A 23,217-nucleotide genomic window follows, 5' to 3' on the forward strand; every position below is an offset into this window, starting at 1 on the left:
TCATGGGCGTACTCATCGCGTGCTCATCGAGTGCTCATCGCAATCTCGACCTACTTCCAACTCGCGGGGTACCAGGGCCGCACGGGGGTTCCGCGCGACGCTCCTTACTGTGTTGCCTGCTCGACGTGGAGACGCAACGCCTCCGTGTCGAGCGATCCCTGGGCACGCAGCGCCCGTGGGAACGCCCGGCGGCGTACCGCCAGGTCGAGACAGACCGGCACGGGATGCAGATAAGCACCCCGGCCGGGCAGCGTACCGCGATGATCGGGGGCGCATTCGCCCTCGACCGCCACGATGCGCAGCAGGTCCTTCTTGGCCGCTCGCTCCCGGCACCCCACACAGGTGCGTTCAGGGCATGCGCGGGCTCGCGTCCGGCCAGACACCGTTTAGTCTACCTCCCCGCGGCGACCTCACCCCTCCGGGGGAGAGATCGAACACCTGCCGCGTCAGAACTGTCGTGATCTGAGCCACCTGAGGCTCAGAACTATTCCCCCCTCCTGGGGGACTCCTGCTCGGACGGCTGCTCGATGTCCGGACGGATGTCAATCCGCCAGCCGGTGAGACGGGCGGCGAGACGGGCGTTCTGCCCCTCCTTGCCGATCGCCAGCGACAGCTGGTAGTCGGGCACGGTCACGCGGGCGGAGCGGGCCGCGAGGTCGACGACCTCGACCTTGGTGACCCGGGCCGGGGAGAGCGCGTTCGCCACCATCTCGGCCGGATCGTCCGACCAGTCGACGATGTCGATCTTCTCGCCGTTCAGCTCGGCCATCACCGCGCGCACCCGGCCGCCCATGGGGCCGATGCAGGCGCCCTTGGCGTTCAGGCCCGAACGCGTGGACCGGACGGCGATCTTGCTGCGGTGGCCGGCCTCGCGGGCGATCGCGGAGATCTCCACGGAACCGTCGGCGATCTCCGGCACCTCCATGGCGAAGAGCTTCCTCACCAGGTTGGGGTGGGTGCGGGAGAGGGTCACGGACGGGCCGCGCACCCCCTTCGCCACCCGGACGACGTACGACCGCAGGCGCATGCCGTGCTGGTAGTTCTCGCCGGGGACCTGCTCCTGCACCGGCAGGATGGCCTCCATCTTGCCGATGTCGACGAGCACGTTCCGCGGGTCGCGGCCCTGCTGGACGACTCCGGTGACGATGTCGCCCTCACGGCCGACGTACTCGCCGAGCGTCGCGTCGTCCTCGGCGTCCCGCAGGCGCTGCAGGATGACCTGCTTGGCGGTGGAGGCGGCGATCCGGCCGAAGTCCGACGGGGTGTCGTCGAACTCCCGGGCCTCCTGCCCCTCCTCCAGGTCGTCCGGGTCCTCCTTCGCCCACACGGTCACATGACCGGTCTCCCGGTCGAGCTTCACGCGCGCGTGGCGGCGGCTTCCCTCGGTGCGGTGGTAGGCGATGAGGAGAGCCGACTCGATCGCCCCGACCAGCAGGTCGAAGGAGATCTCCTTCTCCCGCACCAAGCCCCGTAGGGCGCTCATGTCGATGTCCACGGCTACGCCTCCTCGTCTTCCGTCATGTCGTTCTCGTCCTTCTTGTCCTTGCGGTTGAACTCGACCTGGACGCGCGCCTTGGCGATCTCCTCGAAGGAGAGCCGTCCAGCGGTGGGCCTGCGCCCCTTCACGCCGGGCACCTCGGTGTCGAGTCCGGTGTCGTCCACCCCGGTGATCCGGGCCACCAGCTCGGCGCCGTCCGCCAGTTGGAACCGCACCAGACGGCCGGTGCCGCGCACGTAGTGCCGGTGCTCGGTGAGTTCGCGCTCGGCGCCGGGGGTGCCGACTTCGAGGGTGTACTCGCCGGCGCCCATCGCGTCCGTCTCGTCGAGCTTCGCCGAGAGCGCGCGGCTCACATCGGCGATCTGGTCGAGGTCCGCGCCCGTGTCGGAGTCGACGACCACACGCAGCACCCGCTTGCGTCCCACGGAGTCCACTTCGATCTCTTCGAGGTCGAGGCCCTGAGAGCCGACGAGCGGTTCCAGCAGTTCTCGCAGCCTCTCGCTCTGGGTGGTGCTCATCCGGGTGACTCCTCGGCCGCGTGTGCTGTTGTGGGTAGGGCGCGTGTCCGGTCAAAGGGTATCCGGTCCGGGGAGGTGTTGCCGTCCACCGGTGGACGGGCGGCGCCGCTGGGTGGTGCGGGGCGGGTGCGCGGGTACCGTGATCACGGGCGGAACGCCACGCCGTACCGCCCCTCCGCCTTTCCGTTCGTACGAGCCCCCGAGGACGTCTGCCGTGCCGCTCCCCCCGCCGTCGCGCGCCCTTCCGGGACCGCGCAGAAGGAGTCTCGTCGTCTCGGCCGCCGGGGCCGCCCTGCTCGTGGGCTGCTCCGCCGGGACCGAGGGGACCGGCGGCACCGGCTCGGGGGCCGTCGAACGGGCACGCGCGCGTGCGGCCCGCGACAGCCAGGGCCTGGCTGAGCGCTACGACGCCGTGCTCGCCGTCCATCCGGCGCTGGCGCAGCGGCTGCGACCGCTCCGGGCGGAGGTCGTACGGCACGCGGAGGCGTTCGGCGGTACGGGGCCGGCGTCGCCCTCCGTGACGCCGTCCGGCACCCCGTCCGCGTCGCCCTCCGCCGTGCCCGCGGACGAGAAGGGCGCCCTCGCCGCGCTGGCCACCGCCGAGCGGGAGCTCGCGGACCGGCGGGCCAAGGCGCTGGTGGAGCTGCCGGGCGAACTGGCGCGGCTGCTGGCCTCGGTGGCGGCGGCGGGCGCCGCGCACGCCTATCTGCTGACGGGGAGTGCGAAGTGAGCGAGACGACCGGAACCGGCACGGCGAGCGTCGCGAAGCGGCGGGAGGAGACGGCCCTCCAGGCCGCCTTGGCCGCCGAACACGCGGCCGTGTACGGCTACGGGGTGGTCGGCGGCCGGATCCGCGAGGCCCGGCGCACCGAGGCACGGGCGGCCTACGACGCCCACCGGGCCCGGCGTGACGCCCTGGTGCGCGCGGTGCGGGACCTGGGCGGCGCCCCGGTGGCCGCGGCGGCGGCGTACGCGCTGCCGTTCGCGGTGCCGGACTCGGCCGCGGCGGAACGGCTCGCCGCCGAGCTGGAGGACCGGGTGGCCGGGGTCTACTCCGACGTGGTGCGGGCCGCCGTCGACGGCGCCCGCGGCTCGGCCGCCGAGGCGCTGCGCGAGGCGGCGGTCCGCGCGGCGCGCTGGCGCGGCGGGAGCGTAGCCTTCCCTGGTCTCGCCGAGCGGGCCGCCGCCGCCGCGGCCCCGGCGACACCCACCTCGTAGACCGCACCGGGTCGCAGGACCGCCGGACCGCAGGAAGGAACTACTCGCGCATGGTTTTCGAACCGCCGCCGCGTCTGGTGAGGGCGCTCGGTGAGACGGCGCCCAGTGGTGACGGCTGGTTGGAGAAGCTGCCCGAGACGGCCCGGCAGGCCGTCGCTCTACGCGAGTTGACCGTCGAGCGGGTGCAGGTGCCGGGCGGGCGCAGCAGTCTGGTCGTGCTGGTGCGGCGGGCGGACGGCACTCCGGCCGTGCTGAAGCTGGCTCCGCGCCGGGGCCGGCCGGAGAGCGAGCGGGCCGCGCTGGAGCACTGGGGCGGCCGGGGTGCCGTACAGCTCGCCGAGCCGTTCGCGGAGGACGGCGTGCTGGTGCTGGAGCGGTTGCATCCCGATGTGTCGGTACGGTCGCTGCCGGAGGCGAAGGCGCTGCTGGAGGCGGCGGGGACGTTGCGGCGGCTGTGGGTGGAGGCGCCCGCCGGGCACGTCTTCGAGACCGTCACGGAACGGACCGGGCGGCAGGCCGGGGCGATGCGGGCCGGTGGCGCGGTGGACGCCGAGGTGGCGTCGCTGGTCGACGCGGCCCTCGGGGCGCGGGACGAGCTGGTGCTCGCGCCGCCCGAACCGCGGTTGCTGCACGGCACGTTCAGGCAGAGCAAGGTGCTGGCCGGCGGGCGGTCGCCGTGGCTGGCCGTCGGGCCCGACCCGGTGGTCGGCGAGTGCGCCTTCGATCTGGCGCGGCTGGTGCGGGACCGGGTGGAGGACCTCATCGCCTCGCCGTCCGGGGCGGCGACGACCCGGCGGCGGGTGAAGCGGCTCGCGGAGTCGCTGGAGGTGGACCAGGAACGGCTGCGGGGATGGACGTTGTTCCGCGCGGTGGAGTCCGGGGTCCGGGCGCTGCGGGTGGGGCGCGGACGGGACGCGGAGCTGTTGCTGGAGTTCGCCGGCTGGCTCTGATCCCTGACATGGATCTCGGCGTGGCATCTGACTGGGACGAGGGCGACACCCACGGGCGGATCGGTCTGCGCCCCAGCCCGAAGTTCTCGGACGCGGGAAAGCAGGACGTCGTCATCAGTTCGCCATTCTCGACTCGGCCGGCGACCTCTACGTCGTCGGCCGAGCAATTCAGCAGCAGGGCGACCTGTCCTACTGACCCGGTGGTCGAGGCGGCCCGCCGGCCTGGTCGGCGGGCCGCCTCGGCGCGGGACCTGACGGTCTACGCGGTGAGGCGGCTGATCGCCTCGTCGACGGTGAGTTCCTCGCGCTCGCCGGTCCTGCGGTCCTTCAGCTCCAGCACGCCCTCGGCGGAGCGGCGGCCGGCGACCAGGATCTTCGGTACGCCCATCAGCTCGGAGTCGGTGAACTTCACGCCCGGGGAGACCCCGGCCCGGTCGTCGACCAGGACGCGCAGCCCGGCGGCGCGCAGCTTCTCCGAGACGTCCAGGGCCAGTTCGGTCTGGAGGGCCTTACCGGCCGCGACCACGTGTACGTCGGCCGGGGCGACCTCGGCGGGCCAGCAGAGACCCTTGTCGTCGGCGCTCTGCTCGGCGAGGGCGGCGACCGCGCGGGAGACGCCGATGCCGTAGGAGCCCATGGTGACGCGGACGGGCTTGCCGTGCGGGCCGAGGACGTCGAGCTTGAGCGCGTCGGCGTACTTGCGGCCGAGCTGGAAGATGTGGCCGATCTCGATGGCGCGGTCGAGGGTGAGGCCGGTGCCGCACTTGGGGCAGGGGTCGCCCTCCTGGACCACCACGACGTCGACGTACTCGGCGACCTCGAAGTCACGGCCCGCGACGACGTTCTTCGCGTGGGTGCCCGGCTTGTTGGCGCCCGTGATCCAGGAGGTGCCGGGGGCCACCCGCGGGTCGGCGATGTAGGTGACCTTCTCGCCCAGGCCCTGCGGACCGACGTAGCCGCGGACGAGGTCGGGGCGGCCGGTGAAGTCCTCGGCGGTGACCAACTCGACGGCGGCCGGGGCGAAATGGGCCTCGACCTTGCTGAGGTCGACCTCGCGGTCCCCGGGGACGCCCACCGCGACGATCTCGCCGTCGACCTTGACCAGCAGGTTCTTCAGGGTGGCGGAGGCCGGGACGCCGAGGGAGGCGGCGAGGGTCTCGATGGTGGGGGTGTCCGGGGTGGGGATCTCTTCGAGGGCGGGCACGCCGTCGGCGTCCACCGGCTTCAACTCGTACGTGATCGCTTCGGTGTTGGCGGCGAAGTCGCAGTGGGGGCAGTCGGCGAAGGTGTCCTCGCCGGCCTCGGCCGGGGCGAGGAACTCCTCGGACTTGGAGCCGCCCATCGCGCCGGCGGTCGCGGCGCAGATGCGGTAGTCGAGGCCGAGGCGCTCGAAGACCTTCTGGTACGCCTGGCGGTGCAGGGCGTAGGAGTGGGCGAGGCCCTCGTCCTCGGTGTCGAAGGAGTAGGAGTCCTTCATCAGGAACTCACGGCCGCGCAGGATGCCCGCGCGGGGGCGCGCCTCGTCACGGAACTTGGTCTGGATCTGGTAGAGGATGACCGGCAGGTCCTTGTAGGAGGACGCCTGGTCCTTCACGATCAGCGTGAAGATCTCCTCGTGGGTGGGGCCGAGGAGGTAGTCGCCGCCCTTGCGGTCCTTGAGCCGGAACAGCTCGGGGCCGTACTCGTCCCAGCGGCCGGTCGCCTCGTACGGCTCGCGGGGCAGCAGGGCGGGCAGCAGCACCTCCTGGGCGCCGATCGCGTCCATCTCCTCGCGGACGATCCGCTCCACGTTGGCGAGGACCTTCTTGCCGAGCGGCAGCCAGGTCCACACACCGGCGGCGGTACGGCGCACATAGCCCGCCCTGACCAGCAGCTTGTGGCTGAGGACCTCGGCGTCGGCCGGGTCGTCGCGCAGCGTCTTCGCCATCAACTGGGACATGCGCTGGACCGGTGCGTTCGCCATGGTTCTCGTACTCCTGCTGGGTGAGGGTGATGCCAGGAGGTTAACCGGGCCGTGCGCGGCGGTGGAAATCGGTCAGGGGCGCCGGAGCGGGAGGGGGGCGCCCATCACGGCGTACGGCCTCGGGGCGCTGGGGAAGAGGACGCGGCGGGCCAGGTCCTCGTAGCCGAGGGAGTGGTAGAGGCCGCGTGCGGGGCTGTCGGTGTCGATCGCGGAGAGGATCGAGCGGGGTTCGCTCGCCGTGTCGGTGATCGTGGTGATCAGGGAGCGGCCCAGACCGCGGTTCTGGTGGCGCGGGTGGACGTGGAGTTCGGTGATGACGAAGGAGCCGTCGAGCCAGTCGTCGCGGCCCGCGGTGCGCAGGTAGGGCTCGACGACCGTGGACCACCAGTGGGCGCGGTCGTTGGGCATGCCGTAGACGAACCCGACGAGCCGGCCCTCGACGGTGGCGCCGAGGGCTCTGGCCCCGGGGTACGTCATGTGGCGCAGCACGATCTGCCTGCGCACGGCCACTTCGTCGTCGCCCAGGCCGAACGCCAGGGCCTGCACGGCGAGCGCCTCATCGACGCGCGCGGAGAGGTCCAGGGGGCCGATCACGGCGTCGTCTGGGGAGCGGCGGTGGCCGTGACCGGGAAGGCGCATGGGGGGAGAGTACAGGGGTGGGGCGGCTGCCGTCGGGGCCGGTGGAGGGTGGCCGGTCGCCTCCGCGCGGTGGCACGGACGGCCGGCCGGGGCGGGTTCAGAAGAGGACGCTGGTGAAGGCGCCGGCCTCGCGGAAGCCCACCTTCAGGTACGCCCTTCTAGCCGGGGTGTTGAAGTCGTTGACGTAGAGGCTGGCGACGGGGGCCACGTCCGCCAGCGCGTAGCGCAGGACCGCCGCCATCGCCGGTGCCGCGACGCCCCTCCCCCGGTACTCCGGGGCCACCCAGACGCCCTGGATCTGGCAGGCCCGGGGGGTCGCGGCGCCGATCTCGGCCTTGAAGACGACCTTGCCGCGCTCGTCGAGACGGGCGAACGACCGCCCCGCGCCCACGAGTTCGGCCACGCGGGCCTGGTAGAGGAGACCGCCGTCGCCCGCGAGCGGGGAGACGCCGACCTCCTCGGTGAACATCGCCACGCAGGCCGGCATGATCGTCTCCATCTCGTCCTTGCGGATGCGGCGGACGCGGGGATCGGGGGCGACGGCGGCGGGCATCCGGTCGGTGACCATGAGGGGCTGGTGGGCGCGGACCTCGCGGGCCGGTCCCCAGCTCGGTTCGAGGAGGCGCCACAGCTGGGTGGTGGCCTCGGCGGGGCCGACGATGGAGGAGCAGCGGCGGCCCGCGCGGCGGGCCCGGTCGGCGAAGGCGCGGACGGCTCTGGGGGTGGCGCAGATGGGGACCAGGTTGGCGCCCGCGTAGCAGAGGGACATCAGCATGCCGTCCTCGTACCAGCCCCACATCTCGCCGCCGAGCCGCCACGGGTCGAGGCCGGCGACCTGCACCCGGGAGGCCACGAAGGCGTTCGTGACCGGCTCGCGGTCGAGTACGGCGAGCGCGGCGTCCAGGTCGCTCGGTTCGAGCACCCGAGAGGTGGTCTGGGTCAACACGTACGGGGCCTCACCCTAAGATCTGCTGATCTCCGCACTGTACCCGGCGGGGTTGTGCCGTGCCGCCCGATGGTGCGGCGGGCCGGGACGGCGGCTCCGGCCGGGGCGTGTGGGGTGGCGCGGCGGACCCGGGACTCGTCGCATCCCGGCAGCCGGTGGCGGCCGTCGGCGGGCCCGGCAGGGTGGTCACGGACGGGGCGGCTGCGCGGACCTGCCGCAGGTCGAGGTCAACTCCCGCGCGGGGCATGGCCGTTGACGTCTTACGCCGTGAACTCGCCCTGCACTCGCCTCGAAGTCGCCTTGAGCCACGCACCCGCCTCACGTCGTGACGTCGTGCCGTCGCCGCCGTCGGGGCGGTGTCCGGTCCGGCTCGCGCAGTGCCGCGCCCCGTCGCTGGAGCAGCGACGGGGCGTGGGAAAGCGGGTTCGGGTGCGGGTCCGGCTCAGCCGGCGATGGCCACCGACGGCTCGCCGGAGGCGACGCCGTCCGCCTCCATCTGCTCGGCGATCTTCATCGCCTCCTCGATGAGGGTCTCCACGATCTTCGACTCGGGAACGGTCTTGATGACCTCGCCCTTGACGAAGATCTGGCCCTTCCCGTTGCCGGAGGCGACACCGAGGTCGGCCTCGCGGGCCTCGCCGGGTCCGTTGACGACACAGCCCATGACCGCGACGCGCAGGGGGACCTCCATGCCCTCCAGCCCGGCGGTGACCTCCTCGGCCAGCTTGTAGACGTCGACCTGGGCGCGTCCGCAGGACGGGCAGGAGACGATCTCCAGGCGGCGGGGCTTGAGGTTGAGCGACTCCAGGATCTGGTTGCCGACCTTGACCTCCTCCACCGGGGGCGCGGAGAGCGAGACGCGGATGGTGTCGCCGATGCCCTGCGAGAGCAGCGCGCCGAAGGCGACGGCCGACTTGATCGTGCCCTGGAAGGCGGGACCGGCCTCGGTGACGCCCAGGTGCAGCGGGTAGTCGCACTGGGCGGCGAGCTGGCGGTACGCCTCGACCATGACGACCGGGTCGTTGTGCTTGACCGAGATCTTGATGTCCCGGAAGTCGTGCTCCTCGAAGAGCGACGCCTCCCACAGCGCGGACTCGGCGAGCGCCTCGGGGGTCGCCTTGCCGTACTTCTGGAGGAGACGGCGGTCCAGCGAACCCGCGTTGACGCCGATGCGGATCGGGGTGCCGTGGTCCTTCGCGGCCCGCGCGATCTCCTTCACCTTGTCGTCGAACTGCTTGATGTTGCCCGGGTTCACCCGGACCGCGGCGCAGCCGGCCTCGATCGCCGCGAAGACGTACTTCGGCTGGAAATGGATGTCCGCGATGACGGGGATCTGCGACTTGGAGGCGATCGTGGCGAGGGCGTCGGCGTCGTCCTGGGTGGGGCAGGCGACGCGGACGATCTGGCAGCCGGAGGCGGTCAGCTCGGCGATCTGCTGGAGGGTCGCCCCGATGTCCGACGTACGGGTGGTCGTCATCGACTGCACGGAGACCGGCGCGTCACCGCCGACCGCCACGGAGCCGACCTGGATCTGCCGGCTCTTGCGGCGCTCCGCGAGCCTGGTCGGAACGGACGGCATGCCGAGCGAAATAGCAGTCATCTGCTGTGCAACCCCAAGTCGTGAATCAAGGTCCGGTGCCGGAAGAGCGGGCTCCGAAGTTCGAGATTACGGCACCGGTGCGGGCCCGGGCACATCCCGCCGGTAAAGCCACCCGATGGAGGGCGGCCCCGCACCGGGATGGTGCGGGGCCGCCGCGAACCAGGGGTGGCTAGGAGATCTTCACCGGGTTAACGACGTCCGCGATGAGGACGAGGATCGTGAAGCAGACGAACACTCCCGCCACCACATAGGCGACCGGCATCAGCTTCGCCACGTCGAACGGGCCGGGGTCGGGGCGCTTGAGCAGCTTCGCCAGGTTCCGCCGCAGCGACTCCCACAGCGCCCCCGCGACATGGCCGCCGTCGAGCGGGAGCAGCGGGAGCATGTTGAAGAGGAACAGGGAGAGGTTGAAGCCCGCGACCAGCATCAGGGCCATGGCCAGCTGCTGGGTGGGCGGGATGTCGAGGGTGAAGATCTCGCCGCCGACGCGGGCCGCGCCGACCACGCCCATCGGGGAGTCCTGCTGGCGGGGGGCGCCGTCGAAGGCCGCGTTCCACAGGGCCGGGATCTTGCCGGGCAGGGCCGCGATGGAGTCGACGGCCTCGCCGAGGCGGTCTCCCATCCAGGTGACCGAGGAGCCGAAGTCCTGGCGGACGACACCGGTGGCCGCGCTGAAGCCGAGGAAGCCGGCGGTGACGTACTGGCCCTGGACGATCTGGCCGCTGGAGTCCTTCTTGGCGACCTGGTTGCTGGCGATCTTCGCGTGCAGGGTGACGTCCTGGCCCTTGCGGTCGACGACGACCGCGACCGTCTTGTCCGGGGTGGCGCGGATCAGGTCGGAGAGCTTGTTCCAGTCGGTCGTGCGCACGCCGTCGAAGCTGACGATCTTGTCGCCCGCCTTGAGGCCCGCGGCGGCGGCCGGGGAGGCCGGGTCGGTGGACTTGCAGCTGTCGCGGTTCTGGCTCTGGGCGATGACGCACTGGGAGACCGAACTCACCGTGGTGGTCTGCTGCGAGATGCCGAAGCCCATCAGGACGGTGAGGAAGAGCGCCACCGCCAGGACAAGGTTCATGAACGGGCCCGCGAACATCACGATCACCCGTTTCCAGGGCTTGCGCGTGTAGAAGAGGCGGGACTCGTCGCCCGGCTGGAGCTCCTCGAAGGCCGCCGAGCGGGCGTCCTCGATCATGCCGCGCCAGGGCGAGGTGGAACGCGCCTCGATCTTGCCGTCGGGGCCGGGCGGGAACATGCCGATCATGCGGATGTAGCCGCCGAACGGGATGGCCTTGAACCCGTACTCGGTGTCGCCCTTCTTGCGGGACCAGATGGTCGGGCCGAAGCCGACCATGTACTGCGGCACCCGGATGCCGAAGAGTTTCGCCGTGGACAGGTGGCCCAGCTCGTGCCAGGCGATCGAGACCAGCAGGCCGACCGCGAAGACGACTATGCCGAGGATCATCATCAGGGCTGTCATGCACGCGCCTCCGCGTTCACCGTGGTCGTCTGCACTGTCAGTTCGCGGGCCCGGGCGCGCGCCCAGGTCTCCGCTTCAAGGACGTCCGGCACGGTGAGCGAAGTTCCCGTGGCCGGTGTCCCGTGTTCCTCGACCACCCGTGTCACCGTCTCCATGATCCCGTTGAACGGCAGCGCCCCCGCGCGGAACGCCTCCACGCACTCCTCGTTGGCCGCATTGAACACCGCCGGAGCCGTGCCCGCGAGCCGTCCCACCCGGCGGGCCAGACCGACCGCGGGGAACGCCTCCTCGTCGAGCGGGAAGAACTCCCACGTGGACGCCTTGCTCCAGTCGAACGCGGGCGCCGCGTCGGGGACCCGCTCGGGCCAGCCGAGACCGATGGCGATCGGCCCGCGCATGTCGGGGGGCGTCGCCTGGGCGAGTGTCGAACCGTCCGTGAATTCCACCATCGAGTGGACATACGACTGCGGGTGCACGACCACCTCAATGCGATCGAAGGGAATGTCGTACAGCAGGTGCGCCTCGATCACTTCGAGCCCCTTGTTGACCAGGGTCGCGGAGTTGATCGTGATCACCGGCCCCATGGCCCAGGTGGGGTGGGCGAGGGCCTCCTCCACGGTGACCTTCGCCAGGTCCGCCCTGGTCCGGCCGCGGAAGGGGCCGCCGGACGCGGTGACGACGAGCTTGCGCACCTCGGCGCGGGTGCCGGCCGCGAGCGCCTGGAAGAGTGCCGCGTGTTCGGAGTCGACCGGGATGATCTGTCCGGGCTTGGCGAGCGCCTTGACCAGCGGTCCGCCGACGATGAGCGACTCCTTGTTGGCGAGCGCGAGGACGCGGCCCGCCTCCAGGGCGGCGAGGGTGGGCGCGAGTCCGATGGAGCCGGTGATGCCGTTGAGGACGGTGTGGCAGTCCGGCGAACCCGCCAGTAGGGTCGCCGCGTCCGGTCCGGCGAGTATCTCGGGGAGCGGCCTCCCCGGGCCGTACCGCGCGGCGAGGGCCTCGCGCAGCGCGGGTACGGCGTCCTCACGGGCGACTCCCACGGTCCGTACGCCGAGCCGGTGGGCCTGCTCGGCGAGGAGGTCGACCCGGCCGCCGTTGGCGGAGAGCGCGGTGACCCGGAAGCGGTCGGGGTTGCGCAGCACGAGGTCGATGGCCTGGGTGCCGATGGACCCGGTGGAGCCGAGGATCACCAGGGCCCTGGGACCATCGGCACCCAGGCCACCGACCGGATCGTGGAGGAGGTGGGGGTCGGCGAGGGGGGCTGGGCTGTCGCTCATCCCCCCATTGTTGCCGCAAGGGGTGGCCTGATGGACAGCGGTTCCCTCGGGAGGGTGTCTTATCAGGTCTCGTCGCTGAATGAAGCGAAATCCCCCTTTGTGAATACAGAGTGAAGATCATGTGATAACACTTCACTTCTGGTCGTCGGACGACCGACCAGTGGACGACGTCCTTGGGGGGACCTCACCATGCGGATACGCGCTGCCCTGCCCGCGCTCGCGGGAGCCGTGGCACTCACCGGCACCTTTCTCAGCACTCCGGCCGAGGCGGCCGGCGGAGTCGTGATCCACCACGTCTGGTTCGACAGCCCCGGCTCCGACACCCGCTCCAACACGAGCCTCAACGGCGAGTGGGTGCAGATCAAGAACACCGGCGGGTCGTCGGTCTCGCTCAAGGGGTGGGTCCTGAAGGACGTCTCCAACCACCGGTACGTCTTCAAGGACATCCGGATCGGCGCGGGCAAGTACCTCAAGGTGCACACGGGCAAGGGCTCGGACACCGCCTCGAACACCTACCAGGGCCGGGCCGCCTACGTCTGGAACAACACCAGTGACACGGCGACCCTGACCCGGGCGAGCGGCAGCAAGGTCGACACCTGCTCCTGGACGACGCGGGATCCGAGCGACAAGTACTGCTGACCTCACCTCACCGTGCGGTGGACGTTCTCCGCCGTGGCGGGGCCGGGGGTCGTGTCGGCGATCCACACTCCGTCGCCCGACGGGTCGACGACCCCCTGCTCCAGCCAGGTGTAGGCGCCGCCGAGCACCCCCTTGACCACCTTGCGGTCGAGGTCGTCGGTGTTGGTCCACAGGCGGCCGAAGAGTTCCTCGACGCGGATCCGGGACTGCCGGCAGAAGGCGTCGGCCAGTTGGTAGGCCTCGCGGCCGTGTTCGCCCCGGCCGCGCAGGAGTTCGGCCCGTACGCAGGCCGCGCTCATCGCGAAGAGTTCCGCGCCGATGTCGACGATCCGGCCCAGGAAGCCCTGCTTGGTCTCCATCCGGCCCTGCCAGCGGGACATGCCATAGAAGGTGGAGCGGGCGAGCCTGCGGGCGGCCCGCTCGACGTAGCGAAGGTGCCGGGAGAGGTCCACGCCGTGCCGGAACTCGCCGTAGCTGCCCGGGAGTTGGCCGGTGCCGGCGACCAGTTTGGGCAGCCACTTCGCGTAGAAGACCCCGGCGTTCGCGCCGGCCTTCGCCTTGTCCGAGAGGGACTTGTCCCGGTCGATGAGGTCGCCGGCCACGGAGAGGTGGGCGTCGACTGCCTCTCGCGCGATCAGCAGGTGCATGATCTCGGTGGAGCCCTCGAAGATGCGGTTGATGCGCAGGTCGCGCAGGACCTGTTCGGCCGGGACCGCCCGTTCGCCGCGGGCCCGGAGGGACTCGGCCGTCTCGAAGCCCCGGCCACCGCGGATCTGGACGAGTTCGTCGGCCATCCGCCAGCCCATCTCGGAGGCGAAGAGCTTGGCGAGCGCGCCCTCGATACGGATGTCGTTGCGGTCCTCGTCGGCCATCTGGCTGGAGAGGTCGAGGACGGCCTCCAGGGCGAAGGTGGTCGCCGCGATGAAGGAGATCTTCGCGCCGACCGCCTCGTGCTCGGCGATCGGCCTGCCCCACTGCTCGCGGGCGGCCGACCACTCGCGGGCGATCTTCAGACACCACTTGCCGGCGGCGACACAGGAGGCGGGCAGCGACAGCCGGCCGGTGTTGAGCGTGGTGAGGGCGATCTTCAGGCCGGCGCCCTCGGGTCCGATGCGGTGGGCGGCGGGGACCCGGACGCGGTGCAGGCGGGTGACGCCGTTCTCGATACCGCGCAGGCCCATGAAGGCGTTGCGGTGCTCCACGGTGATGCCGGGCGAGCCGCTCTCCACCAGGAAGGCCGTGATGCCGCCCTGGTGGCCCTCGCTCCTCGGCACCCGCGCCATCACGACCAGCAGGTCGGCGATCACGCCGTTGGTGGTCCACAGTTTCACCCCGTCGAGGACGTACTCGTCCCCGTCGGGCACCGCGGAGGTGGCCAGGCGGGCCGGGTCCGAGCCCACGTCCGGCTCGGTGAGCAGGAAGGCGCTGATGTCGGTGCGCGCGCACCGGGGCAGGAACTCCTCCTTCTGCGCGGCCGTGCCGAAGAGCTTCAGCGGCTGTGGCGCGCCGATCGACTGGTGTGCCGAGAGCAGCACCCCGACCGCCGGGGAGGCCGAACCGACCAGCGCGAGGGCCTTGTTGTAGTAGACCTGGGTGAGGCCGAGGCCGCCGTACTTGGTGTCGATCTTCATGCCGAGGGCGCCGATCTCCTTGAGACCGGTCACGACCTCGTCGGGGATCCGCGCCTCGCGTTCGATGCGCGCCGCGTCGATCTCGCTCTCGCAGAAGGCACGCAGCCTCGTGAGGAACTGCTCGCCGCGCCGGACGTCCTCGTCGGCGGGCAGGGGGTGGGGGTGGATGAGGTCGAGCCGGAAGCGGCCGAGGAACAGTTCCTTGGCGAAACTGGGCTTGCGCCAGTCCTGTTCCCGGGCGGCCTCCGCGACCTGACGGGCCTCGCGTTCGGTGACGGTGGGTTGGGTGGGTCTGGTGGGTGGAGCGGACATGAGGCTCACCTCGCCGCGAATCGGGTTCTCGGTCCATGCTGGCTGCCGACGGGGGTTACCCCTTCGTATCTACCGGCTCCGGTGCGAGGCCACCACCCTTGGCGCGGCCGTTCGGCCGATGGGCGGGGCGTACGGTCCGGCGGGCTCTCGCCGGGCCGGTACCGGGACAGACGCTGTCGAAGCGCTTCGACGGACTATGGACACCCACCCGTGCTGGAGCTAGGGTCGAACCACCCTCACTCCCTCTTGTCAACCCTGCGCACTGTCGAAGCGCTTCACAGAGCTTGGAGAGCTGGATGGTCACCCTCGCCGAGGTCGCCCAGCACGCCGGAGTCTCGGCGAGCACGGTGAGCTATGTCCTCAGCGGCAAGCGGTCCATCTCCGGAGCCACCCGGCTGCGGGTCGAGGAGAGCATCCGCGAGCTGGGCTACCACCCGAACGCCGGCGCCCGCGCCCTGGCCAGCAGCAAGTCGAACATCATCGCGCTGATGGTCCCACTCCGTACCGACATGTACGTACCGGTGATGATGGAGATCGCCATCGCCGTCGCCACCACCGCGCGGCTGCACGGGTACGACGTGCTGCTGCTCACCGGTGAGGAGGGTGCCGACGCGGTGCGCCGGGTGACCGGCAGCGGGCTCGCCGACGCGATGATCCTGATGGACGTCGAACTCGCCGACGAGCGGCTGCCGTTGCTGCGCGGCGCGAGCGCCCGCGACAGCGCGCGGCCGAGGGCGGGGGACGACCAGCCCTCGGTGCTCATCGGGCTGCCCGCCGACACCACCGGACTGACCTGTGTCGACCTCGACTTCGGGGCGACGGGCGCGCTCTGCGCCGAACATCTCGCCAAGCTCGGCCACCGCGACATCGCCGTCATCGGCGAGGCGCCCGCGGTCTACGAACGGCACACCGGTTTCGCCGAGCGCACGCTCGACGGACTCCGCTCCCGGGCAAGGGAGTTGGGCCTGCGGGTGCTGCACCGCCCGTGCGAGGGCGGGTACGACGCGATGGCGGTGACCCTGGCCCGGATCTTCGAGGAGCGGGCCAGCGTCACCGGGTTCGTCGTGCAGAACGAGTCGGCGGTGGAGCCGCTCCTCGCCCTGCTGCGCCAGCAGGGCCGCGCGGTGCCGGAGGACGTGTCGGTGGTCGCCGTCTGCCCCGACCAGGTGGCGACCCAGGCCTCGGTGCGGCTGACGTCGGTCGCCATTCCCGCCCAGGAGATGGGCCGCCGCGCCGTGGAGCAGCTGGTGGCCAAGCTCGACGGCCGCGGCAGGGACGAAGTGGTGCTGATCGCGCCCGAGTTGACGGTACGGGCGAGCACGGGCCCGGCGCCGGGCCCCTCGTAGGGCCCGCCGGTCCGCTCGCAACCGCCCCTGTGTGCCGGCCGGGGCACCCCCTTGTCCGCACTCCTCCCAGGAGCACCTCTCGTGAATCAGCCTGCCGAACACCAGTTGATCCAGGGCGTCCGGGGCACGGTGAGTCTCGCGCAGTCCTCCCCCACCGTCGGCACCTTCCGCGAGCGGGACGGCGCGCTGGAGTGGAGCGGCCGCCAGGAGACGCTGCGGATCGAGCCGTGGGGGCCGGACGCGGTACGGGTCAGGGCCCGGCTCGGCGGGCCGGTCCTCGAAGGGCTGCCGGGCGCGCTCCTCGATCAGCCGCCCGCCGCGGACGCCGCCGTCGAGATCGGGGACGGGCGGGCGCGGCTCACCGTCGGCGCGCTGACCGCCGAGGTCGACGCCGAGGGCCTGGTCCGCTTTCTGCGCACCGCCGACTCGGCCGAACTGCTCGCCGAGGAGCGGGCCCACTTCTGGTGGCCGGGCCCGCGCCTCTACACCGCCGTCGGCGGCGGCCACCACCGCCTGGAACAGCGCTTCGCCGCCTACGAGGGCGAGAAACTGTACGGCCTCGGCCAGCACCAGCACGGGCGGCTGGACCAGAAGGGCCTGGTCCTCGATCTGGTGCAGCGCAACGCCGAGGTGAGCATCCCGGTGCTCACCTCCAGCCGCGGCTACACCCTGCTGTGGAACAACCCGGCGATCGGCCGGGTCGAGCTGGCGGCCAACGGCACGCGCTGGGTGGCCGACGCGGCCCGGCAGATCGACTACTGGATCACGGCGGGCGAGCCGGCCGACGGCCAGCGCCGCTACAGCGCGGTGACCGGCCGTACGCCGATGCTGCCGGAGTGGGCGGCCGGCTTCTGGCAGTGCAAGCTGCGCTACCGCACCCAGGACGAACTCCTCGCCGTGGCACGGGAGTACCGGCGCCGGGGGCTGCCCCTGTCGGCGATCGTCTGCGACTTCTTCCACTGGACGCACCTGGGCGAGTGGCGGTTCGACCCGGCCGAGTGGCCCGACCCGGCCGCCATGGTCCGCGAACTCACCGAGCTGGGCGTGAAGTTGGTCGTCAGCGTCTGGCCGTCGGTCTCCCCGCTCAGCGAGAACCACCCGGTGATGGAGCAGCGCGGCTACTTCATCGGCACGCAGTACGGCCCGACCGCGCACGCCGACTGGCCCGACAAGGGGGTCGCGTCGACGGTTCAGGTGGCCTTCTACGACGCCACCAACCCCGAGGCCCGCGCGTTCGTGTGGTCCAGGATCCGCGACAACTACCTTGCCCCGTACGGCATCACCGCCTTCTGGCTGGACGCCTGCGAGCCGGAGCTGAAGCCGGGCTTCCAGGAGAACCTGCGCTACTGGGCGGGTCCGGGCCTTGAGGTGGGCAACCTCTACCCGGCCGAGAACTCCCGCACCTTCCACGAGGGGCTGCGCGCGTCCGGCGCGGGGGACGACGAGATCATCACCCTCAACCGCTCGGCGTGGGCGGGCAGTCAGCGCTACGGCGCCGCCCTGTGGTCGGGCGACATCGGCACCGACTTCGCGACGCTGCGCCGCCAGCTCGCGGCCGGCCTCAACACCGCGCTGTCGGGCATCCCCTGGTGGAACACCGACATCGGCGGCTTCCACGGCGGTGACCCGGACGACCCGGCGTACCAGGAGGTCATGGTCCGCTGGTTCCAGTTCGGCGCGCTCTCGCCGCTGATGCGCCTGCACGGCTTCCGCGATCCGGGCATGCCGCTCGGGCCGGGGATGACGGGCGGCCCCAACGAGGTCTGGTCCTACGGCGACCGGGCGGCCCCGATCCTGGAGAAGTACCTGCGGCTGCGGGAGCGGCTGCGGCCTTATGTCCTCCACGTGATGCGCGTGGCGCACGAGGAGGGGCTGCCGGTGATGCGGCCGCTCTTCCTGGAGTTCCCCGCCGACCAGGCGTCGTGGTCGGTCGACGACGCGTATCTGTTCGGCCCGGATCTGCTGGTCGCGCCGGTGCTGACGGCGGGCGCCACCGCGCGGACCGTGTATCTGCCGGCCGGCGCGCGGTGGACGGACGCGTGGACGGGGCAGACGTACGAGGGCGGTACGGCCGTGACGGTGGACGCGCCGCTGGACCGTATCCCGCTCTTCCTGCGGGACGGGACGCGGCTGCCGGTGGCCGAGGAGTGACCGTCGGACGGTGCGCGGGTGCGGCCCGGCCCCCGCGCGGTGCGGGTGCCGGGCCGCTCGGCGGGACCGTCAACTACTGGTGACGGTCTCGCTGTTGGTGGTGAAGTTCAGACCGCCGGACGACGACGTGATCTCGAAACCGAACTGGAGGTCGCCGATGGTCACGTTGCCGAACCAGCCCTTGGTGTCCTTGATCCACTTGAGGATCGGCAGGATGTCGACCGTCCCGGACGTCGAGTTCGAGGTGCGCAGGAACGAGAAGACGTCGTTGGCGCCGTTGTTGCCCTTGTAGACGGTCCAGGTGGAGCCGCCCAGCGTCAGGGTGCCCTGCGAAGTGCCGAGCGCGCCGACCGCCCCGGTCTTGTTGACCCAGAGCATGATCTCGTACTTGTAGTCGGTGTCCCAGATGTCGTACGAGGTGTTGTACGCGCCGGACGACGGGACCGTGACGTTGTAGCTGCTCTTGAGCGAGGCCAGCGAGGTGATCGACTTGTTGATGACCTTCTTGGCGTTGGGGTACGCCTTGATGCCGCCGGTGTTGGGGTGGTTGGCGGTGACGCCCCAGTGGGTGCCGGAGTCGGCCCAGATGCACTGGCTGCCGGCGCCGGAGCCCCAGATGTCGTTGTAGAGCGTGTAGCCGTTCAGGGTCGTGCTGCCCCACTGGTCGCAGGAGCTCCAGACGGCGGCGGAGGCGGGGGCCGAGGCGAGGCCGACGGTCGCGCCGAGCGCGAGGGCGGGTGCCAGCAGGACGGTGCTGAGCCTGCCGAGAGTGCGTGGTGCCATGGTGTCCCTTCCATGGGTGGGGGGATGTGGGGGTGCTACCGCCTCCCCAGGGTGAGGAGGCGGTCCTCGCCGGCGACGAGGTCGAGCGGCTCCGCGCCGGCGGAGGTCCGGAGTTCGACGCGCTGGGTACGGGAGGGGCTGAGGAGCGCGGTGACGGAGTCCGGCGTCCACCGCAGGTCGATCTCGGCACCGAACCTCGTCCGGATGCCGCTGAGCCGGCCCCGGGGACAGGCCGTCGGGAGGGCGGGCAGCAGGACCAGGCGGTGCGGGGTCGACTGGACGAGCGCCTCGACGAGTACGGCGGGCAGGGCGTGCGCGGCGTCCGCGTTGTAGACGTCCCGGCCGGGGTAGTGCGCGCTCATCAGCGAGGCGTGGAAGAAGTCGCCGTCCAGCACCTGGCCGAGGGCGTGCGCGACCCGTCCGCCGTCGCGCAGCCGGGCGGCGACGAGGGCGTGGTGGAGGTGGCCGTGCGCGGAGTAGTTCTCGGCGCCCCGCAGGCGCAGCGCTCGGTGCGCGGCCTGCGCCAGCTCCGGGGTGTCGTAGGGGTTGATCTCGTCGAGCGGCCAGACGCCGTAGAGGTGGCTGAGGTGGCGGTGGTCGTAGGTGTCCTCCAGGCCCGGCCACGCCCACTCGGCGAGGGCGCCGTCGGCGTTGACGCGGTGCGGCGGGAGGCGGTCGGCGAGGGCGCGCCAGCGGTCGGCGTCGGGGGTGCCCGGGTGGTGGCCGGCGGCCGTGCGCAGGGCGTGGCGGGCGGCGGAGAGGTCCATGGCCGCGTTGACCGCGCCCCAGCCGGCGTTGGCGGGACGGTTCTCCGGCGAGTAGGAGGGGACGACGACCAGGTGGCCGTCCGGGCCGGTGCGGGTGAGGAAGTCCTCGTAGAACAGGGCGACTTCGGCGAGGGCGGCGGCGGTGCGCGGGGAGCGGGCACCGCGCGTCTCGTCGTGGTCGACGAGCGGCTTGAGCAGCCAGTCGGCGCCGGCCGTCCACAGCTGGTGGGGGTATTCGCGGGCGAAGTGGTACGAGTACCCGGACTCGCCGTCGGTGTGGGTGGGCGCGACGACGCCCCGGGCGCCGAAGACGGCGCGGGCGTTCTCCCGCCAGTCCGCCAACTGGCGCTCGATCAGCCCGGCTTGGGCGGCGGTGACCTCCGGGAGGGCCGCGGCGGCGGCCGAGGCGGTCTGGAGGTTGAGGTTGGCGTTGGTGGTGAACGCGCCGGACCACGCGGTGTCCCAGTCACCGGTCCACAGACCGGTGAGCCGGGGCGGGCAGAGGCCGCTGGCGGAGAGGAGGTGGTAGCGGCCGGCGGCGAAGAGCCGCTCCAGCAGGGCCGCGCTCTGGGGCCGCTTGAGCAACTCGGAGCCGGACAGGCCGCGTTCACCGGCGTCGGCGGCCAGGTCGAGGGCGACACGTCGGTAGGCGGTGCGGTGGAGGGCGAGGTGGCGGCCGAGGAGGGCGTCGTAGGGCTGCCGCGTCTCGATCAGCTCGCGCAGGGCGCGCGCCTCCGCCACCGCGTCCAGGTCGCCGGTGTGCCGCCGGACGCGGGTGAGCAGCAGCACCTCGGTGGCCCCGTCGACGTGAACTCCCGGTGCGGACAGCGTCGTTGTGCCGCCGGTGACCGCGACGAGGGTGACGCCGGTGTACGCGCGGTCGCTGTCGGGGTAACGGGCGCGGAGGGTGAGCAGGGCGCCCTCGGGGGTGAGGAGCGTGCCGTGGCCGACGCCCAGTCCGGCCGGGGCGTTGGGGAGCCGGTGGTCCAGTGTGAGGTCGAGGGTGAGAGCGGGGGCTGTGACGTGCTGGACGATCACGTCGTCGGCGCGGGAGACGAAGACGCGGCTGCGGCGGTCCGCGCGGACCGCGGTGGCCTCGCCGGTGGTGAAGTCGAGGGCGCGGCGGTAGCCGGGGCCGTCGTCGGCGGGAGCACCGGCCGGTCCGCGCAGCCGGGTCTGGAAGGCCGGGTGGAAGGGCTGGACCCACTGGAGCGGGCGGCCGTCCGTGAACGTGTCGGCGGCGTGCCGGTCGCCGGCGAGCAACCGGTCCTGAAGGGCCGGGAGTCGGGCCGCGAGCCGGGGCGGGCGGCCGCGTTCGCCGCCGTTGGGGCGGACCAGGGTGTGATGGGTGACGATGACCCGGTCGTCGTTCGGATCGCCGAACGTGAGGGTGCCGTGGTGGCCGTTGCCGCTGAGGAACGCGTCCTCCCAGCGGGCGGCCGGCCGGGGCTCCCAGGTGCCGTGCACGGGACCGTCGGTCATGGCCGCAGCACCGCCACGCCGTAGCGGCCGAGGGAGACCTCGCCCTCGACGGTCGCTCCCGTCAGCAAGTCCCTTGAGCTGCCGGGGACTTGGACGGTGACCGGCTCGCGGCCGTGGTTGAGGAGGAAGAGCAGCTCGCCGCGGCGTACCGCCTCCACTCCGGTGGGGAGCCCGGCCAGGACGGGACGGACCCCCGCGTCGGCGGCGATACCGGTGAGCATCTCCCGCAGGGCGCGGGGCTCCGGCAGGGTCGACAGGTACCAGGCCGCTCCTTTGCGCAGGACGGCGGGGAGGCCGTCGAGTTCGCCGCCCCGGTAGCGGACGGGCTGGTCGGCGGTCTCCTCGGCCTCGATCTCCTCCGACCAGAGGGTGCCCCTGAAGTCCGCGCAGTCGACGCTCTCCCCCGCGTCCAGCGGCCACCACTCGTGCAGGGTGCGGATGCCGAAGAGGTCGCGCAGCCGGGCGTCCATGCCGCCGGACCGCACCCGGTCGTCCTCGTCGGCGATGCCGGTCAGGAAGCCGCAGACGAGGGTGCCGCCGTCGCGCACGTAGGCGAGGAGGTTGTCGATCGCCGCGTCGGTGAGGAGGTAGAGCTGCGGGACGACGACGAGCCGGTACCCCGACAGGTCGTGCTCGGGGTGGGCGAAGTCGGTCGTGAGGTGGGCTTCCCAGAGGGCGCGGTGCCAGGCGTGCAGCAGCCCGGCGTGGTCGACCTCGGTGGAGAGGCGGCCGTCCTGGGCGCCGGCCCACCAGGAGTGCCAGTCGTGCAGGAGCGCGATGTCGGCGGTGACCTCGCTCCCCGCCACCTCGTCGCCGATCCGGGCGAGGTCCGCGCCGAGCTGCCTGACCTCCTGGAAGGTGCGGCCCCGCTCCCCCGCGTGGCCGACCATCCCGGAGTGGAACTTCTCGGCGCCCTGCCGGGACTGGCGCCACTGGAAGTAGCAGACGGCGTCCGCGCCCCGGGCGACGGCCTGGAGCGACCAGAGGCGGTTGAGGCCGCGCGGCTTGGGGTGGTTGACGCCCCGCCAGTTGACCGAGCCGGCCGCCTGCTCCATCAGCATCCAGGGACCGCGCGCCTGGGACCGCGTCAGGTCCTGCACCAGCGCGCCGCTCTGGGCGCCGAGGGGATCGCGCGGGTCGGGGTAGAGGTCGACGGAGACGACGTCCTCCTCCTCGGCCCAGCGCCAGCCGTCCTGGCCGATCCACAGCGGCATGAAGTTGCTGGTGACAGGGGTGTGCGGGGAGTACCGGCGGACGATGTCCCGTTCGGCCGTGCAGCACTCCAGGAGCGCGTCGGAGGTGAAACGCCGGAAGTCCAGCACGTGGGTGGGGTTGTTCAGGTAGTGCGCGCGGCGGGGTGGCAGGATGCCGTCCCAGGTGTCGTAGCCCTGGCTCCAGAAGGCCGTGCCCCAGGCCGAGTTGAGGGCGTCGAGGGTGCCGTACCGGGTGCGCAGCCAGCGGCGGAAGGCGGCGGCGGCCTCGTCGCCGTAGTCGAAGGTGCAGTACTCGTTGTTGATGTGCCACATCGTGAGGGCGGGGTGGCCGGCGTAGCGGGCGGCGAGGTCCTCGGTGATGGCGGCGGCGTGGCGGCGGTAGACGGCGCTGGAGTGCGAGAAGTGCTGGCGTCCGCCCCACCACTCGATCCGGCCGTCCGCGTCCCGGGGCAGCGTCTCGGGGTGGAGCCGTCCGAGCCAGGGTGGCGGCGAGGAGGTAGGTGTGGCGAGGACGACTCCGATGCCGGCCTCGTGCAGCAACTCCATCAGCCGGTCGAGCCAGCCGAACTCCCTTGCCCCGGGCTCGGGTTCGATGGTCGCCCAGGAGAAGACACCGAGGGTGACGGAGTTGACGCCGGCCTCCCGCATCAGCCGGACGTCCTCGGGCCAGGTCTCCCGCGGCCACTGTTCCGGGTTGTAGTCGCCGCCGAAGAGCAGCCGGCCCCGGGTGGCGTCGCCGAGGTGAGGCATCAGCGCCGCTCCCCGTCCTGGCTTCCGGGTACCGCCTCGCGCGGGCCGGGACGCGTCCA

At 72.0% G+C, this 23,217-nt stretch carries 19 protein-coding genes and 1 pseudogene; 7 read left to right on the top strand and 13 right to left on the bottom strand.

Translation table 11 applies throughout. The annotated features are described in order from the left end of the window. Positions 1–104 precede the first annotated feature (104 nt). From ABZT12_RS13890 to rimP, 3 genes are all read right to left on the bottom strand, one after another. Positions 105–383, bottom strand: a complete 279-nt coding sequence (locus tag ABZT12_RS13890; RefSeq protein ID WP_356382425.1) for a YlxR family protein — start codon at positions 381–383, stop codon at positions 105–107. Between the two features lie 101 nt (positions 384–484). After that, the gene (gene nusA, locus ABZT12_RS13895; protein WP_356382428.1) at positions 485–1,495 is read right to left on the bottom strand and encodes a transcription termination factor NusA; all 1,011 of its coding nucleotides are present in this window, start codon (positions 1,493–1,495) and stop codon (positions 485–487) included. A 2-nt stretch (positions 1,496–1,497) separates the two neighbouring features. Further along, positions 1,498–2,016 (bottom strand): ribosome maturation factor RimP, encoded by a 519-nt coding sequence (rimP, locus tag ABZT12_RS13900; RefSeq protein WP_356382431.1) that lies wholly within the window; start codon positions 2,014–2,016, stop codon positions 1,498–1,500. A 214-nt stretch (positions 2,017–2,230) separates the two neighbouring features. Here rimP and ABZT12_RS13905 point away from each other — a divergent pair, with 214 nt between their 5' ends. From ABZT12_RS13905 to ABZT12_RS13920, 4 genes and pseudogenes are all read left to right on the top strand, one after another. Continuing rightward, positions 2,231–2,746: a hypothetical protein gene (locus ABZT12_RS13905; protein ID WP_356382434.1), complete on the top strand. Its 516-nt coding sequence runs from the start codon at positions 2,231–2,233 to the stop codon at positions 2,744–2,746. After that, a complete protein-coding gene (locus tag ABZT12_RS13910; protein WP_356382437.1) occupies positions 2,743–3,234 on the top strand; it encodes a ferritin-like domain-containing protein in 492 nt (163 codons plus the stop codon). The genes ABZT12_RS13905 and ABZT12_RS13910 overlap by 4 nt, the downstream gene beginning before the upstream one ends. Positions 3,235–3,284: 50 nt before the next feature. Beyond that, a complete protein-coding gene (locus tag ABZT12_RS13915; protein ID WP_356382440.1) occupies positions 3,285–4,184 on the top strand; it encodes an aminoglycoside phosphotransferase family protein in 900 nt (299 codons plus the stop codon). Between the two features lie 8 nt (positions 4,185–4,192). Further along, positions 4,193–4,267, top strand: a pseudogene (locus tag ABZT12_RS13920) (DUF6342 family protein); the annotation flags it as partial. A 176-nt stretch (positions 4,268–4,443) separates the two neighbouring features. Here the strand turns inward: ABZT12_RS13920 and ABZT12_RS13925 are convergent. The 6 genes from ABZT12_RS13925 to dxr form a co-directional block, all read right to left on the bottom strand. Continuing rightward, the gene (locus ABZT12_RS13925) at positions 4,444–6,147 is read right to left on the bottom strand and encodes a proline--tRNA ligase (protein WP_356382443.1); all 1,704 of its coding nucleotides are present in this window, start codon (positions 6,145–6,147) and stop codon (positions 4,444–4,446) included. A gap of 72 nt (positions 6,148–6,219) precedes the next feature. Next, on the bottom strand, positions 6,220–6,786 hold the full coding sequence (locus ABZT12_RS13930; RefSeq protein WP_356382446.1) for a GNAT family N-acetyltransferase: 567 nt from the start codon (positions 6,784–6,786) through the stop codon (positions 6,220–6,222). 97 nt (positions 6,787–6,883) lie between these two features. Further along, positions 6,884–7,732 carry a GNAT family N-acetyltransferase gene (locus tag ABZT12_RS13935; protein ID WP_356382449.1) on the bottom strand — a complete coding sequence of 283 codons (849 nt, stop codon included), beginning with the start codon at positions 7,730–7,732 and terminating at the stop codon, positions 6,884–6,886. Positions 7,733–8,174: 442 nt separating this feature from the next. Then, complete coding sequence (gene ispG, locus ABZT12_RS13940) at positions 8,175–9,332, bottom strand: flavodoxin-dependent (E)-4-hydroxy-3-methylbut-2-enyl-diphosphate synthase (protein WP_356382452.1); 1,158 nt, start codon at positions 9,330–9,332, stop codon at positions 8,175–8,177. 169 nt (positions 9,333–9,501) lie between these two features. Further along, complete coding sequence (locus ABZT12_RS13945; RefSeq protein ID WP_356382817.1) at positions 9,502–10,794, bottom strand: site-2 protease family protein; 1,293 nt, start codon at positions 10,792–10,794, stop codon at positions 9,502–9,504. An 8-nt stretch (positions 10,795–10,802) separates the two neighbouring features. Next, a complete protein-coding gene (dxr, locus tag ABZT12_RS13950; RefSeq protein WP_356382455.1) occupies positions 10,803–12,083 on the bottom strand; it encodes a 1-deoxy-D-xylulose-5-phosphate reductoisomerase in 1,281 nt (426 codons plus the stop codon). A gap of 189 nt (positions 12,084–12,272) precedes the next feature. On the opposite strand from dxr, the gene ABZT12_RS13955 reads away from it, so the two are divergent. After that, the gene (locus ABZT12_RS13955) at positions 12,273–12,722 is read left to right on the top strand and encodes a lamin tail domain-containing protein (RefSeq protein ID WP_356382458.1); all 450 of its coding nucleotides are present in this window, start codon (positions 12,273–12,275) and stop codon (positions 12,720–12,722) included. A gap of 2 nt (positions 12,723–12,724) precedes the next feature. Here the strand turns inward: ABZT12_RS13955 and ABZT12_RS13960 are convergent, their stop codons facing one another. Next, entirely contained in the window at positions 12,725–14,665 is a 1,941-nt protein-coding gene (locus tag ABZT12_RS13960; RefSeq protein WP_356382461.1) for an acyl-CoA dehydrogenase family protein, read from the bottom strand. A gap of 296 nt (positions 14,666–14,961) precedes the next feature. Between ABZT12_RS13960 and ABZT12_RS13965 the strand changes: the two genes are divergently transcribed. Then, a complete protein-coding gene (locus tag ABZT12_RS13965) occupies positions 14,962–16,011 on the top strand; it encodes a LacI family DNA-binding transcriptional regulator (protein ID WP_356382464.1) in 1,050 nt (349 codons plus the stop codon). Between the two features lie 81 nt (positions 16,012–16,092). Next, a complete protein-coding gene (locus tag ABZT12_RS13970; protein WP_356382467.1) occupies positions 16,093–18,162 on the top strand; it encodes a TIM-barrel domain-containing protein in 2,070 nt (689 codons plus the stop codon). 69 nt (positions 18,163–18,231) lie between these two features. Here ABZT12_RS13970 and ABZT12_RS13975 read toward each other — a convergent pair whose 3' ends face one another. Genes ABZT12_RS13975 through ABZT12_RS13985 form a run of 3 tightly spaced genes read right to left on the bottom strand, consistent with a single transcriptional unit; the run spans position 18,232 to position 23,158 of the window. Beyond that, positions 18,232–18,945: a hypothetical protein gene (locus ABZT12_RS13975; RefSeq protein WP_356382470.1), complete on the bottom strand. Its 714-nt coding sequence runs from the start codon at positions 18,943–18,945 to the stop codon at positions 18,232–18,234. Positions 18,946–18,980: 35 nt separating this feature from the next. Continuing rightward, positions 18,981–21,194: a glycoside hydrolase N-terminal domain-containing protein gene (locus ABZT12_RS13980; protein ID WP_356382473.1), complete on the bottom strand. Its 2,214-nt coding sequence runs from the start codon at positions 21,192–21,194 to the stop codon at positions 18,981–18,983. After that, positions 21,191–23,158, bottom strand: coding sequence for a beta-galactosidase (locus ABZT12_RS13985; RefSeq protein ID WP_356382476.1), 1,968 nt, complete (start codon positions 23,156–23,158; stop codon positions 21,191–21,193). The genes ABZT12_RS13980 and ABZT12_RS13985 overlap by 4 nt, the downstream gene beginning before the upstream one ends. Positions 23,159–23,217 lie beyond the last annotated feature (59 nt).

Source organism: Streptomyces sp. NPDC005423 (genome assembly GCF_040606415.1).
In the GTDB taxonomy this organism is placed as follows: domain Bacteria; phylum Actinomycetota; class Actinomycetes; order Streptomycetales; family Streptomycetaceae; genus Streptomyces.